A 26,056-nucleotide genomic window follows, 5' to 3' on the forward strand; every position below is an offset into this window, starting at 1 on the left:
CCATACAACAGAAACGAATTTTTAAACTGAACAACTTATGCAACGCAGAAACTTCATCAAACAATCATCACTCACCGTTATCGGCTTGGGTGTGTTCGGCTCACTGCTTTCCAATAATAAAAAAGCCGGAGCCGCTTTAAGCGTAAACGGCAAACGTATTGAAAGCCGCATTTTTGAATTGGCAAAATTTGGTGTGGATGAAAAAGGACGTAATTACAGAGTAGCTTATACCAAAGGTGATATCGAAGGCCGTGCATGGTTTATGGAACTCATGAAAAAAGCCGGGCTCAATCCTACCATTGATGCAGCAGGTAATATCATCGGTAAACGAAAAGGAAAAAATTCATCACTCAAACCCATTGCATTCGGTTCGCATATTGATATGGTTCCAGATGGTGGTAACTATGATGGTACGCTCGGCTCCATCAGTGCATTGGAAGTAATAGAAATATTGAATGAAAATAATGTTGTTACAGAACATCCGTTGGAAGTGATCATTTTTGCGAATGAAGAAGGCGGCACCATTGGCAGTATGGCCATGGCAGGTCATTTAACTCCGGAAGGTCTCAAACAAAAAAGCCAGAGTGGATTAACACAGGCAGAAGGCATTAAAGCTCTTGGCGGCAATCCTGGTAACATACAATCAGCGAAGCGTACGAAAGGCGATTTACACGCATGGATTGAATTGCATATTGAGCAAGGTGGCATTTTAGAAAGAGAAAAGATACAGATCGGTGTAGTGGAAGGTATTGTGGGTATTGTGCATTGGGAAGTAACGGTTGAAGGTTTTGCCAATCATGCAGGTGCTACGCCAATGAACCTTCGACAGGATGCGTTGCTGGCTGCATCAAAATTTGTTATTGCAGTAAACGAAGTGGTGAACAGTGTAAAAGGAACGCAGGTTGGTACTGTTGGAAAAATTAATGTACAGCCCGGAGCATATAATGTTATTCCTGGCAAAGTAGTGTTAGGATTAGAGATTCGTGATTTAAATGCTGCAAAAATTGAAATGCTTTTTAAAGAAATGGAGAAGCATGCTGCAACCATTGCCACATCCACCAAAACAAAGATCAGCTTTGAACGACAGGCCAATGAATCGAAACCGGCATTAACAGATAAAAAATTACAGCAAGTGATCAATACATCAGCAAAAGCATTGGGCTTTACAACAAAGTTTATGCAAAGCGGTGCAGGTCATGATTCGCAGGAAATAGCAGAGATAGCACCTGCTGCTATGATTTTTATTCCGAGCATTGGCGGCATCAGTCATTCACCCAAAGAATTTTCAACGGCAACGGATATGGCCAATGGAGCAAATGTGTTGTTGCAAACGATTTTGAAAATAGATAAAGAATAATTCAACTATGCAGGAAGAAGAAAAGAAAGATAGTCCACAGTCAAAAGACGATAGTCCACAGCAAAATGAACAGTTGAATAGTCCTTCAACTGATGAACCCATTGTGCCTGCTGCTGAAATATCAGAAATCATAAATCCACCATCAGACATAAAAGATATGGAAGTACATCACCACACTCACGACCCGGCCGCACCTCATCATAAGAAAAACTGGAAAAGTTATTTCTGGGAATTTTTGATGTTGTTCCTTGCTATTACACTTGGCTTTCTTGTAGAAAATCAACGGGAGCATTATATAGAACACCTCCGTGCAAAGGAGTTTGCAAAATCATTAATAAAAGATTTGGAAAGTGATAAATTGTCATCAGACTCACATCAAATAAAGTCGGAGCGTTATATTGTTTTTGTAGACAGCCTGCTTCAGGTTTCTAAAAGAAAGCTGGAAGGTAAAGATGCTGCTGTATTTTCCTTTTACACCCGATTTTTATACTGGACGGAAGCATTTTCGTGGAACCGGGCCACATTTGAGCAAATTAAAAATTCGGGTAGCCTTCGTTATTTTAAAAATTATTCGTTGTTAGAAAAATTAATGAAGTATGAAGCCATGGTAAACCAAACGGAAGCAGAATTCAGCAATCACCAAATAAGAGGCAATACGTTATTAAACAGCATCAATGAAATTATCGACCCATCTTACCATCAACTTTTATCAAAATACAGAATTGCATCCATTGATTCGTTGTCACCGGCACTAACCGAAAATTACTTTTCAATTAAAACGGAATCGCTCGAACCAAAAAGGGATAAAATAATGGTGCTGTTGAATATGGCTATTGTGCAGCAACGGAATCTTCGTTTTAATATTGATAGCCGGTTAAAGCCGACGAAGTTGCTGGCCGATGAATTGATAAATGAACTTAAGAATGAATACCATCTAAAGTAAAGAATGGAACAAAATAAACCCATCCCCAACGAAGAAGAAGTAAAGCCGCCAAACAATGAACAACAGTTGAATACCCCCTCAACCGATGAACCCATTGTACCTGCTGCTGAAACACCCGACATCATAAATCCACCATCAGACATAAAAGAAATGGAAGTACATCACCACGCCCACGACCCGGCTGCCCCACATCATAAGAAAAACTGGAAAAGTTATTTCTGGGAATTCTTAATGTTATTTCTTGCAGTGTTCTGCGGGTTTTTAGCGGAGTATCAGCTGGAGCACAAGATAGAAAGAGACAGAGCGAAAGAGCTGGCAAGAAGCTTTTATGGAGAACTTAAAAAAGATTCTGTAACTGCAGCGATAAAAGTAGAAAACAGACTAAAACAAGAAGCAGCATTAAAATATCTTATATCTTTTTTCAAGGATAGCAGTCTTAATAATGTTTCAAAAACATATGCCATCAACTTTGAATATGGAATAAGTTTTCGAAGCCCAACCCTATTTGAACCACGAGCCATGATGCTGGACCAGTTAAAAAACTCCGGGTCGCTTCGGTATTTTAAAAATGAAACATTGCAGGAACTGATTGGCGATTTAACCGTGGCTATAAAAAATATTTACAGCCGGCAAGATCTTGAACATGAACAACGGTTATTATATATAAACCCAATATTGATTAACCATTATGATTATGATTTTAATGATGTCATGAAAAAAGATGGGAAGACGATCTTTGAAGCAATTCATCAATATGAAACAAGCAACAAAACTCTACCGTATAAAATAAACCAGGTTGAAATACTTGACAGACAGAATACTATAAACAAACTGAATTTTTATTTAGGCAATGTATTAAGCTCAACCCGTCAGGTTCATATTCAAAAATATATTGAGGTTAATGCTGAGCTGCTTAAGCTTCTTCGAAAAGAATATCATCTCAAATAATTTATAGAAGAAAATAAACCCATCCACAACGAAGAGGAGGCAAAGCAGCCGATCTTATTGTGGTGATTAAATAAAAATTTATGAAAAAATTCATTTTAATAATCTTCGTTCTCAGCACTATCACAGGTCTTTCACAACAGTCTGCAGAAACAGAGAAAAAGATCATTCTCGAAAAAGTAAATTTGTTTTTTCAATCGCTGGAAAATCAGGACACTGCATTGTACAGCAGTCTTTTCCTGCCCGAAGCCCAGGGGTGGGCAGTACGTTTACGGAATGATTCTATCATATATACCTCCTGGCGAAACTCCGATCGTGTAAAAAGACTGATCAACCCATCGGCAATCGTACAGGAAAAATTAATCAGCTACGAAATAAAAGTGCATGAACAAATAGCTATGGCCTGGGTACCTTATACACTAAGTATAAGCGGGAAGTTTTCTCATTGTGGCGTGGATCTTTTCACCTTCATTAAAACGAGCCAGGGATGGAAGATAAATTCATGTTCTTTCACCATTGAGCCAAACGGATGCGGAGTATTTGAACCAAAGGAAAAACAAGGCAATCATTAATGTAAACCAGGTTAACCGGAATTATATGAGTGAAGAAGAAAACAAAGAAAGCCCACCCTCAACAGACGATAGTCCACAGCAAGAAGCACAGTTGAACAACCCTTCAACTGATGAAACCATTGCTAAAGCTGAGCAACCCATAACTCATAACCCACAACCCGTAACTGAACAAGATATGGAAGTACATCATCACGCCCACGACCCTGCTGCACCTCATCATAAGAAAAACTGGAAAAATTATTTCTGGGAGTTTCTCATGTTGTTCCTCGCTGTATTCTGCGGTTTTTTTGCTGAATACCAGTTAGAGCATAAGATTGAAAAAGACAGGGAGAAGCAATTCATGCAATCTTTGGTGGAGGACCTAAAGTCTGATATAGTTTCCATTACAAGTTTAAATCAATGGAGAGATACAAGGCTTCAGATGGCTGATTCTTTAACGAATACTTTAATTGAAAACAAGCAACTCCAAAACGGGTCTGAGGTTTATTACTGGGGGCGGAGTATTTCCCGTAGAGGTGTATTCTTTTCTGCTGATGGAACTATACAACAGTTAAAAAATTCAGGGGGGCTCCGGCTAATTCGGAATCAATCCATTGCTGATAAAATAATTGGTTATGATGTACTATACAGACGTATTCTCAGGCAACAGGAACAAGAAGAAACCCTGCTCACAGATTATCGTTTTTATTCCAGTAAATTGTTTGACGCTGCTGTTTTTAAAAAAATGACAAACTTGATGAAAGACACTGTTTTCGTTGCTAAACCAGAAGGGAATCCACAATTAAAAGAGAATCCCCCTACTGTTTTAAATGAAACAATTAATAAACTTAATTATTGGGCTACCAGTTCTACACTTTTACGCCAATTTTTAGAACAATTAAAAGAAAAAGCGGCCATCTTAATTGAGTTAATTCAAAAAGAATATCATCTAAAATAATTTATGGAAGAAAAAAGTCCACCGTCAACAAGCGATAGTCAACAGCAAGAACCGCAGTTGAATATTCCTGCAACTGATGAACCTATTATTGAAGGAGAACAACCCATAACTCATAACCCACCACCCGTAACTGAACAAGATATGGAAGTACATCATCATGCCCACGACCCCGCCGCACCTCATCACAAGAAAAACTGGAAATCATATTTCTGGGAATTTTTAATGTTGTTCCTCGCTGTGTTCTGCGGATTTTTAGCGGAGTATCAACTGGAGCAAACGATTGAGCGGCACCGGGAGAAAGAATTTATTATATCAATGATTGAAGATGCTGAAGCTGATACAGCTATGATTCATGAAGTCATTCCAGAAAACCTGAGCAGGATTGCTTATGCAGACAGTCAGGCAATTGCCAGCATTAATTATAAGGGTACACAAATTGAAAATTCACGTATCTATAGATTTCATAGATATTTTGTGTACCGCCCCGACCTGATTTATCCTACTGATCGTACTTTATTTCAGTTAAAAAACTCCGGTGGTATGAGGCTGATCAGGAATAAGAAAGCTGCAGCATGCATTGATGCATACGACAGAAGGGGTAAAATGGTTATTAACCAGCAAAGCTATTATGAAGAATATCTGACACAGACAACAGAAGCATCAGCAAAACTTCTGAATTATGTGGAGCTTCATAAAAAAAGCAAAACTTCTCGTTTAACATACGATTCTGTAAAACTTATCAATCCGGATCAAACAAAGTTATTAGAGCTCGCCAACAAGTCGATAATGTTTAAAGGCGTTATGCAGATGTATGTAGTCCGGCTGCAAGAAATGGAAAAAGAAGCGATCAATCTGATAGCTACTTTAAAAAAAGAATATCATCTTGAATAATATGAGCGAAGAAGAAAAGAAAGAAAGTCTATCGTCAACAGACGAAAGTCCACAGCAAGACTCACAGTTGAATATTCCTTCAACTGATGAAACTATTATACCTGCTGCTGAAACATCAAACATCATAAATCCTACATCAGAAACAAAAAACATGGAAGTACATCATCATTCACACGAAAGCCATGGAAAGAAAAACTGGAAAAGTTATTTCTGGGAATTTTTAATGTTGTTCCTTGCTGTGTTCTGTGGGTTTTTAGCAGAGTATCAGTTGGAGCATGTAATAGAAAATAGCAGGGAAAAACAATTCATTAAATCTTATATAGAGGATCTAAAAACAGATACGGCTTCCATCAACCGAAATCTTGTGTATCAAATATCAAGAAAAGAACAGTTGGATTCCATGATGAAGTTTTTAGAAACACAAACGATCAAAGGCAATGAGGGTGAATTTTATTATTTGGGAAGAGTTCTTATACGAACCAGGCGTTTTCAACCAAGTGACAGAACCATTACTCAGTTAAAAAATTCAGGAGCATTACGACTGATCCGGAATGAACAGGCAGCTGACAGTATCATCAGTTATCAGAAACTGGTTGAAACAATTCTTGGCAATATAGCAGATGAACGGGATGAGCGAAGAGATGTTGATCCTTTAATGTCAGCGATATTTGACCCCTATGTTTTTGATAAAATGCTGGACGATAACAATATCATTAATAAACCTGCCGGTAATCCGCCGTTACGTTCTTATGATGCCTCATTGCACCAGGATTTAGCTTATCGTATTCATCAATTAAAAGGGAGTAACCGGATTCTTGATACAAGGCTCACCCAATTGCGTGTAAAGGCAGTACGTATTATTGCTTTTTTAGAAAAAGAATATCATCTTGAATAAAAATAGTAACATGAAATCAATCACGTTTCTCCTGCTTTCTGCTTTCTTTATTCTTAGCTGCAACTCAAACAAACAACAACGTGCACCCGAAACATTTTACATGCCTGCCGAGTGGGAACAACATGATGCGGTATGGCTAGGTTGGGAAAAAGACAGTCTGCTTGATTACTATCCTGTGGTTGTAAATATTCTTAAATCACTTGCGGGGAATGTAAACGTAAAAATTGCTTTTCATAACGATACACTCATGCATCAAGCCAAAGCATACCTCAGTGCACATGGCATCGACAGTAACAGTTATCAATCTTACATTATGCCCGGCGACCGTTACTGGATAAGAGATCATGGTGCTGCATTTCTCATAAATGCTAATGGTGAATTAGGCGTTGCAGATTTTGGTTGGAATGGGTATGGCCTGCCTGGTTTTCTCGAAGAAAAATACAACGGCAACAAGGATAGTGTCAATAAATATCTTGACCGCAGGAAAGCGATGATGAATGCAACAGAAAATGTTGACAGCCTGATGGCAGTAAACGAAAAAGCGGCTCTGCTTACTACAAACGTTGTACACGAAGGCGGTGCCATTGAAGTAAATGGAGAAGGAACTCTCATCCTATGCGAAGCAACGGTACTCCAAAGAAATCCCGGCATGACGAAAGAATACATTGAAACAGAATTTAAACGTGTGCTGGGTGTTACAAAAATCATCTGGATGAAAAAAGGACTGGCCGATGATCCGCATCGTTATTTCAGAAGAATCAACGGAAACTACGTTGGCGGTGGCACGGGTGGGCATACCGATGAGTTTGTCCGTTTTGCAAACAGCAATACCATCCTGCTTGCATGGGTTGATGAAAAGGAAAAAGATCTCAACCCCATCAACCAAATGAATTATGAACGCATGAGTGAAAACCTGCAGATACTTGAACAGTCAACCGATCAGGATGGTCAACCGTTCAACATTATTAAAGTTCCTTTACCCGACCTGATCACTAAAAAAATTGTGGCTAGAGAAACAATCGGTGATACTGAAAAAACATTTGATGTAACCGTAAACAGTTTTGTTCCTAAAGAAGCACCAAAGGTGGGTGATAGTTTATTGCGGGTGCCTGCGTCAAGCTATATGAATTATTTAGTAACGAATGGCGTTGTGCTGTTACCAAAGTATTCGCACACAGGTTCGTCCAACGAAAAAGAAGAACAGGTGCGCAAAATATTTGAACAACAGTTTCCCGGACGAAAACTTGTGTTTATTGATGCCATGAATCTTAACTGGAGCGGTGGCGGTATTCATTGCAGTACACAGCAGCAACCTGCAAAGAAGAAATAAAACAATCTTTCATTTACAAATAATGCTGATTACATTAGTATAACCAAAACTCCACTTGTCATGAGTATCGAAACCAATTCATCTCCAGGCAATGAGCAACCAACGCTCAATCGAGTACTTGGATTAACTACCGGTATTTTGCTGGTAGCAGGAATGATGATCGGTTCCGGTGTGTTCAAGAAGATCGTTCCCATGGCACAAACCGGTTTGAGTGAAACATGGATTCTACTCGCCTGGGCGGGCGCAGGTATCATTACCATGTTTGGTGCTTTTACATTAGCCGGGTTAGCTTCTTTAACCGAAGAGTCAGGTGGTGTGTATGAATACCTGCGTCTTTCATTCGGCAATTTCTTTTCGTTTATTTTCGGCTGGACCGATTTCAGCATCATTGGCACTGCATCTGTTGCTGCATTGGGTTTCATCTTTGCACAAACAGTGAATGTGTTTATTCCGTTGGGTAATCCATTCCACTCGTTGGAACATCTGTCCATTGGCGGTTTTGTTTTTCCATTTGCGGAAGGAGGAATTAAGTTACTGGCAATTTCTGCTATTGTATTATTAACATGGATCAACTATCGTGGTATACAACATGGCGGTCTCGTAAACAATATTGTTACATCAGCCAAGATCCTCGGTATTCTTTTACTCATCGTCCTCGGTCTTTCGTATTCACATACAGCTGATGCGCAGGTAGTGATTGCAGCAGAAACAACTGCTCCTTTAACAGGTGTTCCATTATTAAGTGCGGTGCTGGCAGCCATGCTCAGTGCCTTTTGGGCTTACGATGGATGGAGCAATATTTCATTCATCACCGGCGAAATAAAAAATCCGAAACGAAATATTCCCATTGCCATTATGAGCGGGGTTGCTATTGCCATGTCGCTGTACCTGCTGGCAAATGCGGCATACATGCATGTGCTTCCGCTAAGTGCATTGAGAGCAGTAGAGCAAACCCAGATCGGTGCTGCAGTAGTTGCAGAAACACTGTTGGGTAAGGCAGGACAAACCTTGCTCGTTGCACTCATCATGGTATCTGTATTTGGTTCTCTCAACGGAATCATTCTGGCGCATGCCCGTATCTATTTCCGTATGGCACAGGGAGGTTTCTTTTTTAAACATGCAGCAAAAGTGCATCCTGTGCATCGTACACCTTCTGTTGCGTTGCTATATACAATGACATGGAGTTCTGTATTGGTGATGTCCGGTACGTTTGATATGCTTACCGACATGGTTATTTTTGTGGGCTTCCTCTTTTATGGTCTAGTGGCAGTGGCACTGTTCAAAATGAAAAGCAACGGAAGCATTAAGGTGAAAGTGATCGGCTATCCTGTTATACCTGCAGTTATTATATTATTCTCGCTTGCACTGGTCATCAATACAGTTGTTACACACCCAAAACATTCGCTCATTGGCTCCGGATTAGTGCTGATCGGGATGTTCTTCTATTTCTATTTCAAACATAAAAAAAGTAACACGGTATAACCGGATTGAAAGAGAACACCTTTAAAAGATCTAAGCCCATCATCTGCTGCATTTGAAGTGAACAGGAACAGCCAAAGTCAGTAAACTATCTTACATTGTAAAACAAACCCAACTCACCCTGCATGAGCCTCAAAAACCGCACTGATACTATAAACTGGAAACAGGTTTTAAAGTTGAGTAACCTGATGCAAACCATTATTGGTTGTGCGCTCGCAGTACTTGCTATGCGTGGTTTTATGATTCCCAACAAGTTTTTAGATGGCGGTATTACCGGCATCTCTATTCTTTTACATGAAGTGTTTCATGTAAATATCAGCTTACTGGTACTGGTGCTTAATCTTCCCTTTATTTATCTTGGTTATAAACGTATTGGTAAAACCTTTGCAGTACAAACAATTCTTGCTGTGTTGGTATTGGCAGCGGGGTTGCTGTTTATTGATATTAATCCCATTACTACAGATCGTTTGCTGATAGCCATTTTCGGGGGTTTGCTTATTGGCACGGGAGTGGGCCTGGTACTCCGCTCAGGTGGAGTGATTGATGGTGCAGAGGTACTGGCCGTTTTTACCAAACGAAAAACAGGTTTTTCGAACAGTGAGATCATTTTACTTTTTAATGCGCTCATTTTTGCGGCGGCTGCGTTCCAGTTTGGTTTAGAAACAGCGATGTACTCGCTCATTACTTATTTTACTGCTACACGTGCAACAGATTATGTGGTTGATGGTATTGAACAATACACTGCCATCAACATCATTTCAGCACAGCAGGAAGCTGTAAAAGACTACCTCGTTAATGAACTGGGTAAAGGTATTACCGTTTACAAAGGAGAAAGAGGATACCTGCCGGGCAGCTTTGAAATAAAAACAGATTGCGAAATTATTGTAACCATTGTAACCCGTTTAGAAGTTCATCAAATACAAAATGCCATTATGGGTATCGACAATAAAGCATTTGTATATGTTCAAAGCATTAAAGAAGCAGCGGGAGGCATTTTAAAAGCAAAAGCACATGGGCATTCCTGAAGCAAAAATGCAACAATTTCTTGCAAGCCTGTTAAGCAGCAAACTGCCTGCTCATTTTATATATCACAATTTTGAGCATGCGCTGTATGTTACAAAAAAGGCCGAAGAAATTGCCCGTCATGAGCATTGTACCGAAGAAGAGATAACACTCATCCGCACTGCCGGATTGTGGCATGATGCAGGTTGCATTGTAGTGTATAACGGTCACGAAGAAGAAAGCTGCAGACTTGCACAACAATACTTACCTCAATTCGATTTTTCAGCTAATGACATTGAGATCATTTGCGGAATGATCATGGCAACAAAAGTTCCGCAATCACCTACAAACAAATTAGAAGAAATACTGGCTGATGCTGATTTGGAATATTTAGGCACCAACACTGCAGCAGAAAAAGCAGTAGATTTATTTAAAGAGTTACAATCGCTGACTCCCTCTTTAACCCAGGCTGAATGGAATAAAATGCAAATTAATTTTTTGCAAAACCATCAATATTTCACATCGTATTGCAAAGAAAAAAAAGAGCACTTAAAACAGGCTTACTTAAAAGAGTTAATAGCTGCCAGCGAATAATTTTTTATCAGAAGCACTGTCCTGATTTAATATCCTTAATTAAAAGCCGCCACGCTTTTATATCTGTATTCTCCACCCAAATTCAATTTAATAAACCAGCTACACATGCGGGCTAAATCGCTTTGCGGAAACTCAACTGAAAAAATAAAAACTGAATTGGAGCAAATGGTGGCCAGTGGTAAGACGCCTGCGCCGGTAATCATTTTCATTCAACCGCCTGTTGCCGTGTAACATTAAAAGAAAAATAAGAACAACGCATTATAATAATAATCAAAACCCCAAAATTTACAATCATGCAAAACTTAACCATCATTAAAGACATGTATCAGGCAGTGGCCACCGGCGATTTCCCGGGTTTTTTAAACGGTATGGACGCAGCGATTGAATGGAACGAAGCCGAGAACTTTCCTTATGCAGACAACAATCCTTATATAGGACCTGGTGCTGTTGCAGCAGGTGTGTTTGGTCGTATTGCTGCCGATTGGGAATACTGGACCTTGTCTGATCATGAGTATCATGAATCAACCGGCGACAAAATTATTGTAACCGGCAGATACAATGCAAAACATAAGATCACAGGGAAAGTTATCAAAGCCCAGTTCACACATATCTGGACGTTGAGTAATGGTAAAGCAACAGGTTTCCAGCAATATACCGATACGAAACAGGTTACAGACGCTATGAAATAATTGTATCAACAGTTTTTAAAAAATTAATTTCTATCATGCAGGCAAAATCAATCAAAGGAAATTCAACCGAAGAAATAAAAAATGCCTTGCTGCAAAGCATGAATGATGGTTTTAAGCCCACCCTTGCGATCGCTTTTGTATCTATCAAACAAGACCGTAAAGCCATCTGCAAATTGTTAGATGAAGCAGACATAGCCATATTCGGCACCACTACCAATGGCGAGTTTATTGATGAAGAAACAGAAAAAGGTTCGGCAGCTATTCTTCTGCTCGAGATCAATAAAAATTACTTTGAATTGTACTTTGAAGAGTATCCTGAAAAAAATTATCGTGCCATAACAAATGCTGTTGCACGTAAAGCGAAAGAGAAATTTGCTACGCCTGCCTTTTTTATTGCAGGCAGCAATATGGAAACCGATGCAGAAGAATTATTATTTGGTTTCGAAGATGTGGTTGGAAAGGATGTAAATGTGTATGGTGGTATGGCTGGGGATGATTTTACTTTTTCCGATCAGTTTGTATTTACCAATGAACATGAAAGTTCACGGGGAATGGTATGTATTGCTTTCGATGAAGAGAAGGTAACGATCAAAGGTGTTGCTACCTGTGGCTGGAGAGCAGTGGGTACTGAACGAACCGTAACAAAAAGTACAGGCAATCACGTGTACACTGTTGATGATATACCTGTGCTGGATATTACTACCAAGTACGGTGGACTTGAAAACGTATCGCCGGATAATGAAGGACTCCTATTGGAAATTGCTGCTAATTTCCCGTTGCAGTTACAACGTGAAAAAGGCGATCCTGTTATGCGGCCGGGATTAGTGATCGACTGGAGCGACCGTTCATTTTACTGCAGTGGCTCAGTGCCCCAGGGATCAAAAGTTCGTTTTTCCCTACCTCCTGATTTTGATGTAATGGAAAAAGTAATTAAAGGCGTGGAAAATCTGAAAGCAACAAAAATGCCTGATGCTGATGCGTTGGTCGTGTTTAGTTGCGCCGGAAGAATACTTTCATTGGGTCCTTTGATGACACAGGAAATTGAAGGTATCAAAAATGTGTGGAATGTACCGATGCTGGGAATGTTCTCAAATGCAGAACTGGCAAGAGCTACCGGCGGAAATTTAGAAATGCATAATCTCACAACCTGTTGTGTGGCATTAAAAGAAAAATAAATGAATCAGCATTTACAAAACATATTGAGTTTAATTCAACAGGATGAAGCGTTAACAGGTGAACAGAAGAATGCGATTACAAAATTGCTGAAAGATGCGGATAAAGAATTAGAGATAACAGCGTTCAAACTGGACCGTACCGAAAAAGTTAAACGCACCACGGCTATTTTACTAGAGGAAACGATTGAAGAGCTGGAGCAGAAAAGAAAAGCCATTGAAGAAACAAATGCCGCATTGACAAAATCATTAGAAGAATTAAAAGCTGCACAGGCACAGTTGATCCAATCAGAAAAAATGGCAAGCCTTGGTGAACTCACAGCAGGTATTGCTCATGAAATTCAAAACCCGTTAAACTTCGTCAACAATTTTTCGGAAGTAAGTACAGAGTTGGTGGATGAAATGAATGAAGAGATCGAAAAAGGAAACTTAGAAGATGCAAAACAAATAGCAAATGATTTAAAACAGAATCTCGAAAAAATAAACCATCATGGCAAACGTGCAGGTGATATCGTAAAAGGAATGTTGCAACACAGCCGCAGCAGCAGTGGGCAAAAAGAACTGACCGATATCAATGCACTGGCCGATGAATATTTACGGTTAGCTTATCATGGCTTACGTGCAAAAGACAAAACATTTAATGCAGCCATGAAAACAGATCTTGATGCAACAATAGGCTTAATAAAAATTATTCCGCAGGATATTGGCCGTGTGGTGCTTAATCTGATCACCAATGCATTCTATGCCGTATCAGAAAGAAAAAAACAACAGCCCGAACACTACGAACCCGTTGTTTCGGTGAGTACAAAAAAACTGAACGATCGAATTGAGATCCATGTAAAAGACAATGGTACAGGCATTCCACAAAAAGCACTGGATAAAATTTTCCAACCTTTCTTCACGACTAAACCAACCGGACAGGGAACTGGTTTGGGCCTATCGTTGAGTTATGATATTGTAAAAGCACACGGTGGGGAGTTGAAAGTCGAAACAAAAGAGAATGAGGGGTCAATGTTTATTATTCAACTACCAGATTCGTTATAACTATGAAGCAACTCATCATCATACTTCTTTTTGTATCCGTTTCCCTTGCTGTAAAGGCTCAGCAAACATTGCCCGATAGTTTAAAAATTTCTTTTCAGGAAGCTCCAAATGATTCAGTGAGGTTTAAAGTATCCAGAGCCATCTATACTTTTTATGAAGAAACCAACCGTGATTCAGCACTTCACTATGCAGAGCTGCGGTATGCCATTGCTAAAAAGTATAATCGTCCAATTGAAGAAGCACATACACAAGGTCAAATAGCTTACCAGCAAATTTATCTTGGTCGCTTTAGCGAGGCATTAACCAATCTTACAGAAGCAATGCAAATTGCTTTAAAAAGTAAGAACACAGCAACCTGGGAACTTACCCCGTTTATTACACCGGGTAAAAGCCGGGAGATTGCCTTATCAATGATCAACCACATGTTTGGTCATTTAAAATTGCAAACCGGCAGTAAAGAAAGCATTCATTATTTCAAAGAAGGGAGAAGAATTGGTATAGAAATCGGCAATGCCTTTCGGGTTACTGTTGCCGATATGGTGCTGGCCACAAATTACTTACAGTTAAACCAGCCGGATTCTGCATTGCTATATGCAAATGAAGGTGAAGTGTGGGGCATTCGTGGCGGTATTTCAAAATACCTTTCTAATATTTATTCTGTTATAGGAGATATTTATTGGCAAAAACGACTTGACAGCATGGCATTGAATTATTATCACAAGTCGCTTCAATATGCCATCCCGGAAGCAAACTTTACTGTTGTTGCCGGTGTATATGAAAGCCTCACTAACTACTACAAAACAAAGAGCAATGCCGATTCATCGCTGCATTATGCAGCTAAAACCCTTGCAGTAGTTGAATCACTTGGCGGTGTTACTACCTTCTGGTCCAGAGACATAAACCTTGGTAAAGTGTACCAGAATCTTGCTATGGCCTATTCACTAAAAAGAAATACCGACAGCAGCAACAAATATCTTCAACTTGCAATTACGGTGAAGGATAGTTTAACAACCAATAAATTAAGCAGACTTTCGGCCTTTCAACGTTTAATATTAGATGAACAGATGCGGTTGCAGGAAGAAGAAAAGAAGCGAACAGAAGCCGAAAACAAACGAAGGATGTATATTTTGTTTGCAGGTATTGGGGTGGCCATGATTATCATTTTGCTGATCTATCGCAACAACCGGCAAAAACAGAAAGCCTATACTCTGTTGCAAATGCAAAAAGCTGAGACCGATTTGCAGAAAGAAAAAGCTGATGCTGCTTTGCAGGAACTGAAATCTACACAATCGCAACTCATCCAATCAGAAAAAATGGCCAGCCTTGGTGAGCTCACCGCAGGTATTGCTCATGAAATTCAAAACCCATTGAACTTCGTCAACAATTTCAGTGAAGTAAGTAATGAATTGATTGATGAAATGAATGAAGAATTAACGAAAGGAGATATTGAAGAAGCAAAAGCGATTGCGAATGATGTAAAACAAAACCTGGAAAAAATCAATCATCACGGTAAGCGGGCCGATGCTATTGTAAAAGGAATGTTGCAACACAGCCGCAGCAGCAGCGGCGTAAAAGAGCCAACAGATATTAATGTATTGGCAGATGAATATTTACGGTTAGCTTATCACGGTCTTCGTGCAAAAGACAAATCGTTCAATGCAACGATGAAAACAGATTTTGATGTAACCATCGGCAACATCAACATCATTCCGCAGGATATTGGAAGAGTCATTTTGAATTTAATTACCAATGCGTTTTATGCTGTGGATGAAAAATCGAGGCAAAATATTGCCGGTTATCAACCAACTGTTACCGTTACAACAAGTTCGATTCAGCCCCCTTCAAGGGGTCGGGGTGTTCAAATAAAAGTATCTGACAATGGGGGTGGCATTCCGCAAAAAGTACTGGATAAAATATTTCAACCCTTCTTCACCACCAAGCCAACGGGGCAAGGAACAGGATTGGGATTGAGTTTGAGTTATGATATTGTAAAAGCACATGGTGGAGAGTTGAAAGTTGAAACAAGAGATGGTGAAGGAAGTGAGTTTATTATTCAATTACCAATTAATACGACCAACGGATGAACGTAACTCCAGCACTAAAAGAAGAATTGGCTAATTGGCTTGATACCTATTGGACCACTTATTTAAAAGGTGATATCGAAACATGGTCAACATTCATTCGTGACGATTACCGGAATATAGGAGGAACGAAAGAAGAGATTTGGAACAGTAAACAGGAAATTATTGATTACACCAACAGCATCCTGGATCAAATGCTGGGCACAGTTGATATACGTAATCGTAAAGTAGAGTTGATCCCTTATGGCGAATACATGATGGTGCATGAATTCACCGATCTGTTTGTGAAAATTGAAGGCGAATGGACATTCTATGGTCCTTTTCGAATGTCAACCTTATTAGAAAAAACAGAAACCGGATGGATCGCTTTACATCAACATGGTTCCTATCCCGATATGAAAGCAATGGAGGGAGAAGCGTTTTCCATTGACGCATTAAAGGCAGAAAATGCAAAGTTGCAGGCAGCAGTGAAAAGCCGCACTGTTGAATTGGAAATTGAAACTGCCCTAGAAAAAGTAAGAGCTGAAGCAATGGGCATGAACAAACCCGATGACATTCTTGCGATCTGTAAAATAATGTTCACAGAATTGCAATCACTCGGTTTCTCCCAATTAAGAAATACGCTGATCAATTTTTGGGATGATGAAAGCAATTCACTAATTGATTATGATTATTCAGACGAAACAGGAGGAAATAAAGCCATCCTATCATACAGCAGTCATCCTGTGTTTGAGGAATTCCAGAAAACTATCAAAAACTCAAAGGATGCATTTGCTGAACTGATTGTAACAAATGAGCAATTGGAAAGCTGGAAACAACGGCGAAGAGATAGTGGTGAATACGAAGATCCACGGCTGAATAATATTACTGCACTTTACTATTATTTCTATTCCATTGAAGTGGGCGCTATCGGCATTTCAACATTCAGTCCTATTACAGAAGAACAACTGAATGTACTGAAGCGATTCAGAAATGTGTTTGACTTTGCGTACCGCCGTTATGCAGATGTGGCGCAGGCCGAAGCACAGGCCAGAGAAGCAGAAATAGAATTGGCATTGGAAAGAGTGCGTGCAAGAACAATGGCTATGCAACGCAGTGAAGAGTTGGTGGATGTTGCCACTGTTTTATTCCAGCAGGTAAAAGGGTTGGGAGTTCCTCAATGGAATTGTGGGTTTAATATCTGGAACATCGGTGATAAGGAGTTTACGTATTACCCCGGAAGCCCTGATGGTATCATATCTCCTTCGCCCTGCAAAATTCCATTAACTGAACATCCGGTTTTTAAGCGTTTCGATGAATCGAGAAGACGAGGAGAAGAACTTTTAGTATTTGAAAAAGAAGGCGAAGAACAGACGGATCATTACAGGTATATGCTTTCGCTTCCCGGAGTGGGTGATTTGCTGCAAAGTATGCTGGATGCCGGCTTTGAGTTACCCAAATTTCAAATTGATCACCTTGCCAATTTCGCATATGGTAACCTGATATTTATTACCTACGAGCATTTCCCAAAAATGCATGATGTGTTTAAACGCTTTGCAAAAGTATTTGAACAGACTTACACAAGATTTTTGGACTTACAAAAAGCAGAAGCTCAGGCAAGAGAATCACAAATTGAAGCTGCATTGGAAAGGGTGAGAAGCCGTTCCATGGGTATGCAAAAAAGTGAAGAACTGAAAGAAGTCATTAAAATTGTTTACCAGCAGCTCAGGCATTTAAACATTCATCTTGACCATGCCGGCTTTGTTGTTGACTATAAGCCGAAAGGCGATTGGTATTTCTGGATCGCTGATGAGCAGGACATTCCTTCTAAAATAACACATCCATATTTTGATTCTGTTTGGGCCAATCAATTTAATGAAGCAAAAGAAAAAGGAATAGATTTCTTTGCCACTCATTTAAATTTTGAAGAAAAGAACAAATTTTATAGAGAGCTTCTATCCTTCGTTCCCGGTTTACCGGAAGCATCAAAAGATTTTTATTTAAACTGCCCCGCTCTTGCAGCATCAACTGTGTTGTTAGAAAATGTTGCCCTGTATATCGAAAATTTTTCAGGCAATCCTTATACCGATGATGAAAACAATACGCTCTTGCGTTTTGGAAAAGTGTTTCAACAAACCTATACCCGTTTCCTCGATCTGCAAAAAGCAGAAGCACAGGCAAGAGAGGCAAAAATTGAAACGGCACTGGAAAGAGTAAGATCCCGGAGCCTGGCCATGCATCACTCATCAGAGTTATCTGCTGTGGTTGATACACTTCTCAGGGAGTTTACGAATCTTGAATTTACGCTTACCTTCTGTATCATCAACCTGATAGATGAGCAAGACAAGAGCAATACAGTTTGGGCAGCTAACCCCGAAACGGGAAAGGACCCTGAATCCTATTACATGAAATTCGAAGATTATCCTTTTCATGATGCGATGTGGGATGCATGGAAAGAACAGAAGAAAAATTTTATCTATACCATAGAGGGAGAAGAGAAAAAAATCTATGATGAATACCTTTATACAAAGACGGAATTCCGGCGTTTCCCAACACATGTTCAGCAAGCGAATAGAGCTCTGAAAAGATATGTGGCGGGTTTTACATTCTTCAAGTATAGCGGACTCCAAACAGTGAGTGAAAACTCGATATCAAACGAAGAATTGAATATTCTTGAACGTTTCGGCAAAGTTTTCGAGCAATCCTACACCCGCTTTCTAGATCTGCAAAAAGCAGAAGCACAGGCAAAAGAAGCACAGATAGAAGCAGCATTGGAAAGAGTGAGAAGCAGGAGTATGGCTATGCACAAAAGCGATGAGTTGCTCGAAGCTGGTGAAATACTTTTTTTAGAAATGCAAAAGCTCGGCATTGAAATCCTAACGGCCGGTTATGTATTAATAGATGAGGAAGAAAAGAATGGATTGAATTACACACCTCATCCGGGTACAAAAAAAATAATGCCAGTGCCTGTGATCATTCCGCATAATGAAACTATTCATATGCAACAGGTGGTGGAGAACTGGAAAAAAGGAAATTCTTTTTTCATTGTTGAAATGGATGAAAACGAAACGATCAAACACCAAACGTTTATTGCCGAACGAAGTACAAATTTTCCGTTAAGCGCAGCGGAACTGATTGCCATTTCGCCCGCAAAATTATTTCTGCATAATTTTTATTTTAAGGAAGGGTATATATTGATCGTTGGCGGCACAAAATTATCTGCGGAGCAAACAGATATTATGTTGCGTTTTGCGAAAGTATTTCAACAAACTTATACCCGTTTTCTTGATCTGCAGAAAGCAGAAGCACAGGCAAGAGAAGCTAAAATTGAAGCTGCTCTCGAAAAAGCAAGGTCACGAACAATGGGTATGCAATCCAGTGATGAATTGCCTGAGGTAGCCAACGTATTATTTTTGGAAGTGCAGGGATTGGGTATTCCTGCCTGGAGCTGCGGTTATAATATTCTAGCTGAGGATAAAACATCTGCTATCTGCTGTATGAGTAGTGAAGGAACATTACAAACACCGTTTAAGCTTCGGCTGTTTGGTGAAGCTTCCTTTGCTGAAATGGGTGATTTCATTCGTAGTGCACAAACAATGTTGGTGCAGGAACTCGGTGGTAAGGCATTGGAAGAACACTATGACTATATGAAATCCTTTCCCGATTTAAAACCCACGTTTGATCAGATCGACGAACTGGGACTATCGCTACCTACGTATCAGATCAACCATCTCTGTAAATTCACGCAAGGTTTTCTGCTGTTCATCACCTATGAAAAAGTTCCTGACTCACATGACATTTTTAAACGCTTCACAAAAGTATTCGAACAAACCTATACCCGTTTTCTCGATTTGAAAAGGGCAGAATCGCAGGCACGCCAGGCAAAAATTGAAACGGCATTGGAGAAAGTACGTGCAAGGGCCCTGGCTATGCAAGAGCCCGAAGAATTGATAGAAGTGGCTGAAGTACTTCGCCATGAAATGGGTTTGTTAGGTGTAGAAGAACTGGAGACCTGCAGCATTTTTATTCATGATGAAACAATTGACCGAACAGAATGCTGGTATGCGTTGAAAGACAGCAGGTCGGAGGAAAAGAAATTAGTCAGTGATCATTTTCCGCTGCAACTGCACGACACATGGGTAGGAAGAGAGATGGAAAAATTTTATAGCTCCGATGCAAAACAGGTATCCGTTCTGATGCAGGGAGCCAACCGGAAAGAATGGATCAACTACTGCGAAGAACAATCCATTTCATTACAGGGATATTATGGAGAGAGTATACCCGACAGAACCTACCATCTCTATAAATTCTCACATGGCGCCATTGGAGCTGCATCAGCCGGCGACATATCTTCTGAAAGCTGGGACCTTTTACAACGGGCTGCTTCTGTTTTCTCATTGGCCTATTCAAGGTTTAAGGATTTAACACAGGCAAGGTTTGACTTGCAACGATTGAAGGAAGAAAAACAAAAAGCGGAAACAGCTTTATCAGAACTGCAAACCACACAAAAGCAACTCATTCAATCCGAAAAGATGGCATCGCTCGGTGAACTCACTGCCGGCATTGCCCATGAAATTCAAAACCCGTTAAACTTCGTCAACAACTTTAGTGAAGTAAGTAAAGAACTGCTTGATGAAATGAAAGAAGCCATTGATAAAGGTGATACAGAAGAAGCAAAAGAAATCATGCAGGATTTAATTCAGAATTTAGAAAAGATCAATCATCATGGAAAACGTGCTGATGGAATTGTAAAAGGAATGTTGCAACACAGTCGTTCAAGTTCCGGGCAAAAAGAACCCAATGATATCAATGCATTGACGGATGAGTATTTCCGATTGGCTTATCATGGTTTACGAGCAAAGGATAAATCGTTCAATGCCTCATTAAAAACTGATTATGATGAAAGCATTGGCAAGGTAAATATCGTTCCGCAGGATATGGGAAGAGTAATTCTGAACCTAATTACAAATGCATTTTATGTAGTGAATGAAAAATCAAAACAAGGCATTGAAGGTTACGAACCAACTGTTTCAGTTAGTACAAAAAAGATTGGCGATAAAGTTCTGATTTCTGTAACGGATAACGGCAATGGCATTCCTCAAAAAGTATTCGACAAAATCTTTCAACCCTTCTTTACAACAAAACCAACAGGGCAAGGAACCGGCTTGGGCTTGAGTTTGAGTTATGATATTGTAAAAGCACATGGCGGTGAATTGAAAGTAGAAACAAAAGAAAACGAAGGAACATCTTTTATTATTCAATTACACACAAAAGAAAATTGAGTATGAGAAAATTTTTATTGCCCTTTTTATTGTTGGTTGTTATTGCTCAAATAACCACGGCACAGCTGCCACAGTTCAATTTACAGGTAGATGAAAAAACGCAACACTTTGGTCAGGCCAATGCATTGATACAGGATCAGCAAGGTTATATCTGGTTTAGCAGTTTTACAAAAGGCCTTATTAGATACGATGGCAAGACTTTTAAAACATTCAGACATGATCCTGAAAACTCAAATACTCCTGCCAGCAACTTCATCATTTCTATGGCATTAGATCCTTCGGGTAAAATTTGGCTATCACCCGTGGGTAGTGGACTTGATAGATTCGACCCCGTTACCAACAGTTTCACACACTTCAGGCACAACAAAGCTGACCCCAAAAGTATCATTTCCGATACTGTTTTTAGTGTCATGATTGATCATACAGGCAAGCCATGGCTTGGAACTAACAAAGGCTTGGAAACATTCGATGCCAAATCCAATAGCTTTATCCAAATCCCAATAATCGCTCAAGAAAAGTCGGCTAAAATCAGTGCATCAGTTTTTATAGTGTACGAAGACAAAAAAGGAATCATCTGGTTTTCGAGTGGTGACCCAATTAACAATGTCACGAAAAATGGAGGGCTTATTCGGCTTGATCCTGCTACAGGCAAACAAACGTTTTACAAAGCAGATCCGTTAAATCCGAACGCTCTTATTAATTCATTCATTGTGGCCATTTTTGAAGACAGTAAGGGTAATTTTTGGGTAGGTACAAGCGGAAACGGTTTACATACGCTCAACAGAGAAACGGGTAAGTTTACAAGGCATTTATTTGACCCTGCACAACCGGGAAAATTAAGTTCGCCAATTAAAAACGACACTACTGATGCCATTACTTTTATAAGCGAAGACAACGCAGGTAAAATTTGGATTGGATCGTATGCTAACGGTATCAATTGGTATGACCCCAAAGACCAACATACCTATCATTTTGGGATACCTCAAAGCAAAAAAAATATCTCCACATTTGAAAAGGACACGATTACAGGTTTTAAGGAAAATGGTGCTCTTCGTATACTGATAGCAGCCGATAGTACAACTTGGATTACGGGTGTTGCAGGCAATATTTATACAGTATCCTATGGCAAAAAATCAATTCCTTATTACCCGAATACAAAAGCAGTCAATGCATTCTATCTAGAGCCGAATGGTAAAATACTTTGGTTTGGTACGGAATCCGGGCTTGTACGAAAGGATCTTGCTGCTAATACCTTACAATACTTGACTCATGATCCAAAAAATTCCAATAGCATCAACCATAATTCAGTTGTAGCTGTACAACCCGATGAAAATGGTAAGCTATACATTGCTGCCCATGCGGGTGGGCTTGATCTTTTTGATCCGGAAACAGGGAAATTTACACACGTCAAACCGTTGAATGCAGGCCCTGGAAATACATTGGATTCTCTTCACTGCATTTTTATAGAAAACAAACAATACCTGTGGCTGGGAGGTGAACATGGTTTAGCAAGAGTTGATCGTTCTACTAATCAGTTCAAAGTGTATCGTTTCAACGACGAAGATAAAAAAGGTATCAGCGGCAACACTGTTTACAGTATCACCAAAGACAAAAACAACCATCTGTGGTTTGCCAATTTTGGCGGAGTGGATAAATTTATTAGCGATAGTAATTATTTCAAACACTATTTGAATGGTTACATTGTGAAAGCTGTATTAACCGATGCAAAAGGCATCGTATGGGCAGGTACTGATGTTGGCTTGTTTCAGTATGATGAAGTAAAAGACCAATTTGTGCCTTTTAATTCTCCCAGTTTTCCTGCAGGTATAGAGTCGATACTAAACATATTAGAAGACGACCAACAAACACTTTGGATTACAACGGCTAATGCTATCTTAAAAATTAATGCCAACCGGGAACGTGTGCAACTATTTAATGCAGACTATGGCATTTTTTCGTCCAATTGGAATTGGTTGAATAATTATAAGGCATCGGATGGTCGATTATTTATTGGTGGTCACAATGGGTATTACATGTTTAATCCCCAAGAGATTAATGTAAGCAGCCCGGCACCGGTATTAAATTTTACTCAACTCAGTATTGGAGGCAAAGAGATATTTCCAGGTGAAGATGGTATTCTTAAAAACCCTATTTGGAAAACAGAAGTAATCAACCTTGCTTATAATCAAAATTCATTTTCAATTGATTTTATAGCGCTCAACTACAATTCTTCGGAAGCTATCAAGTATAGCTATCAACTCGAAAATTTTGACAATGGCTGGAATAATCTGCTGACAGAACACAAAGCTTCTTTTTTTAATGTCCCTCCTGGTCGTTTTACCCTTCGGGTAAGAGCAATTAACAGTGAAGGTTCTGTAACAGAAAAAACAATCACCATTATTGTTTCTCCGCCATGGTGGAAAACCTGGTGGGCTTATGGATTATACGCTTTGCTATTTATCCTGTTAGGGTATTTCATTTACAAGTACCAAAAATATTATATCGTAAAAAGAGAAAGAGAAAGAACACAACAAAAAGAACTGGCACAAGCCAGGGAAATTGAAAAAGCATATACAGAGTTGAAGGCAACACAGGCACAACTGATTCAATCAGAAAAAATGGCTTCATTGGGAGAACTCACAGCCGGCATTGCACATGAAATTCAAAACCCGTTAAACTTCGTCAACAATTTTTCGGAAGTAAACAAAGAATTGCTGACAGAAATGAAAGAAGAAATGGAAAAAGGAAATCTGGATGATGCAAAAGCAATTGCCGATGATGTAATCAGTAACGAAGAAAAAATTATTCAGCATGGAAAACGGGCGGACTCAATTGTAAAGGGAATGTTGCAACACAGTCGTTCAAGTTCCGGGCAAAAAGAACCAACTGATATTAATGCATTAGCAGATGAATACTTACGACTTGCATATCATGGTCTTCGTGCCAAAGATAAATTATTCAATGCAACATTGAAAACAAACTATGATGAAAGCATTGGCAATATCAATATCATTCCACAGGATATGGGAAGAGTGATTTTGAATTTAATCACGAATGCATTTTATGTGGTGGACGAAAAAAAGAAATCTGGAGTGCAGGATTACGAGCCAACAGTTTCTGTGAGTACCAAAAAGAATAATGGAAGGATTGAAATAAAAGTAAGTGACAACGGTAACGGAATTCCTCAAAAAGTATTAGATAAAATATTTCAACCGTTCTTTACAACAAAACCAACCGGGCAAGGAACGGGTTTAGGTTTATCGTTGAGTTATGATATTGTAAAAGCACATGGCGGTGAATTGAAAGTAGAAACAAGAGAAGGACAAGGCACAACATTCAGTATTATTTTACCCATATAATCTTACATTGAACATGAAAATTTTAGTTGTTGACGACGAACAGGATGTACAGACATTATTCGAACAACGTTTCAGAAAAGAGATCAAAAACGGTGAGTTCAATTTTGTTTTTGCATTCAGCGGCGAGGAGGCACTTACTTATTTAAAGAATCACGAGCAAGAAGCGGTTCTCATTCTCAGCGATATTAATATGCCGGGCATGAGTGGACTCCAGTTGCTTGAAGAAATCAAACAAAAATATCACAAACCACCGCCGGTTGTTATGATGATCACTGCCTATGGGGATGCAGAAAATTTCAATACTGCAAAGCAATTAGGAGCAGATGATTTTTTAACCAAGCCCGTTGATTTTACTGTATTAAAAGAAAAACTCAAAACCATCAAGTAATGGCAAAAATATTAGTGGCCGACGACGAAGCGGATCTGGAAGTATTGATCAAGCAGAAATTCAGGCAAAAAATAAGAGAGCAGGAGTATGAATTTGTTTTTGCAGTAAACGGAACAGATGCACTGGAAAAAATTCTGCAGCACCCCGATGTTGATATTGTATTGAGTGATATCAATATGCCGGAAATGGATGGGCTTACACTACTCTCCCGATTGGGTGAATCAAATCCGTTGATCAAATCTGTGATCGTATCGGCCTATGGTGATATGGAAAACATCCGCACAGCCATGAACCGTGGTGCATTTGATTTTATTACCAAACCCATCAACTTTGAAGACCTGCAGCTTACCATGGAAAAAACATTGAAGCATGTACTGCACATCAAGGATACATTAAAAGCAATTAAGGAAAATAATATCCTGAAGATGTATGTAGATGAAACGGTACTCAATTTTATGGGCAGTCGTGAGTATGAAAGTTCGTTAATGGAAAATGAAACGCTGGAAGCTACGGTGATGTTTGTTGACATCTGCAGCTTTACTTCCATCAGCGAAACAACCAGTGCCGATGCAGTAGTACAACTGCTCAATAACTATTTTGATGTAATGGTGAAAGAAATTATTGCACAGGGCGGCCACGTTGATAAGTTTATCGGCGATGCTGTGATGGCTGTGTTTCGTGGCAATTTTCATCTCGACCGTGCCATTGATGCAGCATTGAGTGTTCGCAGCAAAGTAGCCATGCTTCCGTCTGTATCAGATGAATTTACACCCAAAGTATCCATTGGTATTAACAGTGGCGAAATGATCTCTGGTAATATCGGCTCTATCACATTGAAGCGGCTGGACTATACGGTTATTGGGGATGCGGTAAATACAGCTCAACGTTTACAGTCCATTGCAAAACCCAACCAGATCATCATCAGCGAAGCAGCATGGAAAAATGTAAAGGAATCATTCAACTGCAGAAAAGTTGGTGATGTAGCGTTGAAAAATAAACTCCAGGAGGTAGCTGTGTATGAAGTATTGGATTGATCCGGTATTTATGCAGCATTTCTTCTGACTGATTCAGGAGCTGAATGAATGATAAATAAAAGCCTGAACTGTCTAACTTCTAT

The 26,056-nt window shown here is 39.5% G+C and carries 20 protein-coding genes; all 20 read left to right on the plus strand.

What is annotated here, in order from left to right:
• The first annotated feature begins 37 nt into the window (after positions 1-37).
• The 20 genes from H4075_RS21200 (at position 38) to H4075_RS21290 (ending at position 25,973) form a co-directional block, all read left to right on the plus strand.
• Positions 38-1,357, plus strand: coding sequence for a Zn-dependent hydrolase (locus H4075_RS21200; RefSeq protein WP_182802834.1), 1,320 nt, complete (start codon positions 38-40; stop codon positions 1,355-1,357).
• A 7-nt stretch (positions 1,358-1,364) separates the two neighbouring features.
• The gene (locus tag H4075_RS21205; protein WP_182802836.1) at positions 1,365-2,300 is read left to right on the plus strand and encodes a hypothetical protein; all 936 of its coding nucleotides are present in this window, start codon (positions 1,365-1,367) and stop codon (positions 2,298-2,300) included.
• A 150-nt stretch (positions 2,301-2,450) separates the two neighbouring features.
• Positions 2,451-3,248, plus strand: coding sequence for a hypothetical protein (locus tag H4075_RS21210; RefSeq protein WP_182802838.1), 798 nt, complete (start codon positions 2,451-2,453; stop codon positions 3,246-3,248).
• A gap of 80 nt (positions 3,249-3,328) precedes the next feature.
• A complete protein-coding gene (locus H4075_RS21215) occupies positions 3,329-3,817 on the plus strand; it encodes a hypothetical protein (protein WP_182802840.1) in 489 nt (162 codons plus the stop codon).
• 25 nt (positions 3,818-3,842) lie between these two features.
• Positions 3,843-4,754: a hypothetical protein gene (locus tag H4075_RS21220; protein ID WP_182802842.1), complete on the plus strand. Its 912-nt coding sequence runs from the start codon at positions 3,843-3,845 to the stop codon at positions 4,752-4,754.
• A 3-nt stretch (positions 4,755-4,757) separates the two neighbouring features.
• Positions 4,758-5,645 (plus strand): hypothetical protein, encoded by an 888-nt coding sequence (locus tag H4075_RS21225; protein ID WP_182802844.1) that lies wholly within the window; start codon positions 4,758-4,760, stop codon positions 5,643-5,645.
• 1 nt (position 5,646) lies between these two features.
• Complete coding sequence (locus H4075_RS21230; protein WP_182802846.1) at positions 5,647-6,540, plus strand: hypothetical protein; 894 nt, start codon at positions 5,647-5,649, stop codon at positions 6,538-6,540.
• A 10-nt stretch (positions 6,541-6,550) separates the two neighbouring features.
• Positions 6,551-7,870, plus strand: a complete 1,320-nt coding sequence (locus H4075_RS21235) for an agmatine deiminase family protein (RefSeq protein WP_220494819.1) — start codon at positions 6,551-6,553, stop codon at positions 7,868-7,870.
• 60 nt (positions 7,871-7,930) lie between these two features.
• The gene (locus H4075_RS21240) at positions 7,931-9,352 is read left to right on the plus strand and encodes an APC family permease (protein ID WP_182802847.1); all 1,422 of its coding nucleotides are present in this window, start codon (positions 7,931-7,933) and stop codon (positions 9,350-9,352) included.
• Positions 9,353-9,474: 122 nt separating this feature from the next.
• Positions 9,475-10,374 (plus strand): YitT family protein, encoded by a 900-nt coding sequence (locus H4075_RS21245; protein ID WP_182802849.1) that lies wholly within the window; start codon positions 9,475-9,477, stop codon positions 10,372-10,374.
• Positions 10,361-10,945, plus strand: a complete 585-nt coding sequence (locus H4075_RS21250) for an HD domain-containing protein (protein WP_182802851.1) — start codon at positions 10,361-10,363, stop codon at positions 10,943-10,945. Before H4075_RS21245 ends, H4075_RS21250 begins: the two co-directional genes overlap by 14 nt.
• Positions 10,946-11,050: 105 nt before the next feature.
• Positions 11,051-11,176 carry a hypothetical protein gene (locus H4075_RS21730; protein WP_255460259.1) on the plus strand — a complete coding sequence of 42 codons (126 nt, stop codon included), beginning with the start codon at positions 11,051-11,053 and terminating at the stop codon, positions 11,174-11,176.
• 62 nt (positions 11,177-11,238) lie between these two features.
• On the plus strand, positions 11,239-11,634 hold the full coding sequence (locus H4075_RS21255) for a nuclear transport factor 2 family protein (protein ID WP_182802853.1): 396 nt from the start codon (positions 11,239-11,241) through the stop codon (positions 11,632-11,634).
• Between the two features lie 35 nt (positions 11,635-11,669).
• The gene (locus H4075_RS21260) at positions 11,670-12,809 is read left to right on the plus strand and encodes an FIST signal transduction protein (RefSeq protein WP_182802854.1); all 1,140 of its coding nucleotides are present in this window, start codon (positions 11,670-11,672) and stop codon (positions 12,807-12,809) included.
• Entirely contained in the window at positions 12,810-13,850 is a 1,041-nt protein-coding gene (locus tag H4075_RS21265) for a sensor histidine kinase (protein WP_182802856.1), read from the plus strand.
• 2 nt (positions 13,851-13,852) lie between these two features.
• Positions 13,853-15,934 carry a sensor histidine kinase gene (locus H4075_RS21735; protein WP_255460260.1) on the plus strand — a complete coding sequence of 694 codons (2,082 nt, stop codon included), beginning with the start codon at positions 13,853-13,855 and terminating at the stop codon, positions 15,932-15,934.
• The gene (locus H4075_RS21275) at positions 15,931-21,192 is read left to right on the plus strand and encodes an ATP-binding protein (protein WP_182802858.1); all 5,262 of its coding nucleotides are present in this window, start codon (positions 15,931-15,933) and stop codon (positions 21,190-21,192) included. The genes H4075_RS21735 and H4075_RS21275 overlap by 4 nt, the downstream gene beginning before the upstream one ends.
• 2 nt (positions 21,193-21,194) lie before the next feature.
• A complete protein-coding gene (locus H4075_RS21280) occupies positions 21,195-24,551 on the plus strand; it encodes a two-component regulator propeller domain-containing protein (RefSeq protein WP_182802860.1) in 3,357 nt (1,118 codons plus the stop codon).
• A 13-nt stretch (positions 24,552-24,564) separates the two neighbouring features.
• Entirely contained in the window at positions 24,565-24,939 is a 375-nt protein-coding gene (locus tag H4075_RS21285; RefSeq protein ID WP_182802861.1) for a response regulator, read from the plus strand.
• The gene (locus H4075_RS21290) at positions 24,939-25,973 is read left to right on the plus strand and encodes an adenylate/guanylate cyclase domain-containing protein (protein ID WP_182802863.1); all 1,035 of its coding nucleotides are present in this window, start codon (positions 24,939-24,941) and stop codon (positions 25,971-25,973) included. The genes H4075_RS21285 and H4075_RS21290 overlap by 1 nt, the downstream gene beginning before the upstream one ends.
• The last annotated feature ends 83 nt before the right edge of the window (positions 25,974-26,056 follow it).

It is taken from the genome of Lacibacter sediminis, assembly GCF_014168535.1.
Classification (GTDB): Bacteria; Bacteroidota; Bacteroidia; order Chitinophagales; family Chitinophagaceae; genus Lacibacter; species Lacibacter sediminis.

Excerpts from the sequence above, each read along its gene's own strand:
- H4075_RS21285 (WP_182802861.1), top strand. The coding sequence starts at position 24,565 with ATGAAAATTTTAGTTGTTGACGACGAACAGGATGTACAGACATTATTC.
- H4075_RS21735 (WP_255460260.1), top strand. The coding sequence starts at position 13,853 with ATGAAGCAACTCATCATCATACTTCTTTTTGTATCCGTTTCCCTTGCT.
- H4075_RS21265 (WP_182802856.1), top strand. The coding sequence starts at position 12,810 with ATGAATCAGCATTTACAAAACATATTGAGTTTAATTCAACAGGATGAA.
- H4075_RS21235 (WP_220494819.1), top strand. The coding sequence starts at position 6,551 with ATGAAATCAATCACGTTTCTCCTGCTTTCTGCTTTCTTTATTCTTAGC.
- H4075_RS21210 (WP_182802838.1), top strand. The coding sequence starts at position 2,451 with ATGGAAGTACATCACCACGCCCACGACCCGGCTGCCCCACATCATAAG.
- H4075_RS21245 (WP_182802849.1), top strand. The coding sequence starts at position 9,475 with ATGAGCCTCAAAAACCGCACTGATACTATAAACTGGAAACAGGTTTTA.
- H4075_RS21730 (WP_255460259.1), top strand. The coding sequence starts at position 11,051 with ATGCGGGCTAAATCGCTTTGCGGAAACTCAACTGAAAAAATAAAAACT.
- H4075_RS21225 (WP_182802844.1), top strand. The coding sequence starts at position 4,758 with ATGGAAGAAAAAAGTCCACCGTCAACAAGCGATAGTCAACAGCAAGAA.
- H4075_RS21240 (WP_182802847.1), top strand. The coding sequence starts at position 7,931 with ATGAGTATCGAAACCAATTCATCTCCAGGCAATGAGCAACCAACGCTC.
- H4075_RS21220 (WP_182802842.1), top strand. The coding sequence starts at position 3,843 with ATGAGTGAAGAAGAAAACAAAGAAAGCCCACCCTCAACAGACGATAGT.
- H4075_RS21200 (WP_182802834.1), top strand. The coding sequence starts at position 38 with ATGCAACGCAGAAACTTCATCAAACAATCATCACTCACCGTTATCGGC.
- H4075_RS21280 (WP_182802860.1), top strand. The coding sequence starts at position 21,195 with ATGAGAAAATTTTTATTGCCCTTTTTATTGTTGGTTGTTATTGCTCAA.
- H4075_RS21230 (WP_182802846.1), top strand. The coding sequence starts at position 5,647 with ATGAGCGAAGAAGAAAAGAAAGAAAGTCTATCGTCAACAGACGAAAGT.
- H4075_RS21205 (WP_182802836.1), top strand. The coding sequence starts at position 1,365 with ATGCAGGAAGAAGAAAAGAAAGATAGTCCACAGTCAAAAGACGATAGT.
- H4075_RS21275 (WP_182802858.1), top strand. The coding sequence starts at position 15,931 with ATGAACGTAACTCCAGCACTAAAAGAAGAATTGGCTAATTGGCTTGAT.
- H4075_RS21255 (WP_182802853.1), top strand. The coding sequence starts at position 11,239 with ATGCAAAACTTAACCATCATTAAAGACATGTATCAGGCAGTGGCCACC.
- H4075_RS21215 (WP_182802840.1), top strand. The coding sequence starts at position 3,329 with ATGAAAAAATTCATTTTAATAATCTTCGTTCTCAGCACTATCACAGGT.
- H4075_RS21250 (WP_182802851.1), top strand. The coding sequence starts at position 10,361 with ATGGGCATTCCTGAAGCAAAAATGCAACAATTTCTTGCAAGCCTGTTA.
- H4075_RS21260 (WP_182802854.1), top strand. The coding sequence starts at position 11,670 with ATGCAGGCAAAATCAATCAAAGGAAATTCAACCGAAGAAATAAAAAAT.
- H4075_RS21290 (WP_182802863.1), top strand. The coding sequence starts at position 24,939 with ATGGCAAAAATATTAGTGGCCGACGACGAAGCGGATCTGGAAGTATTG.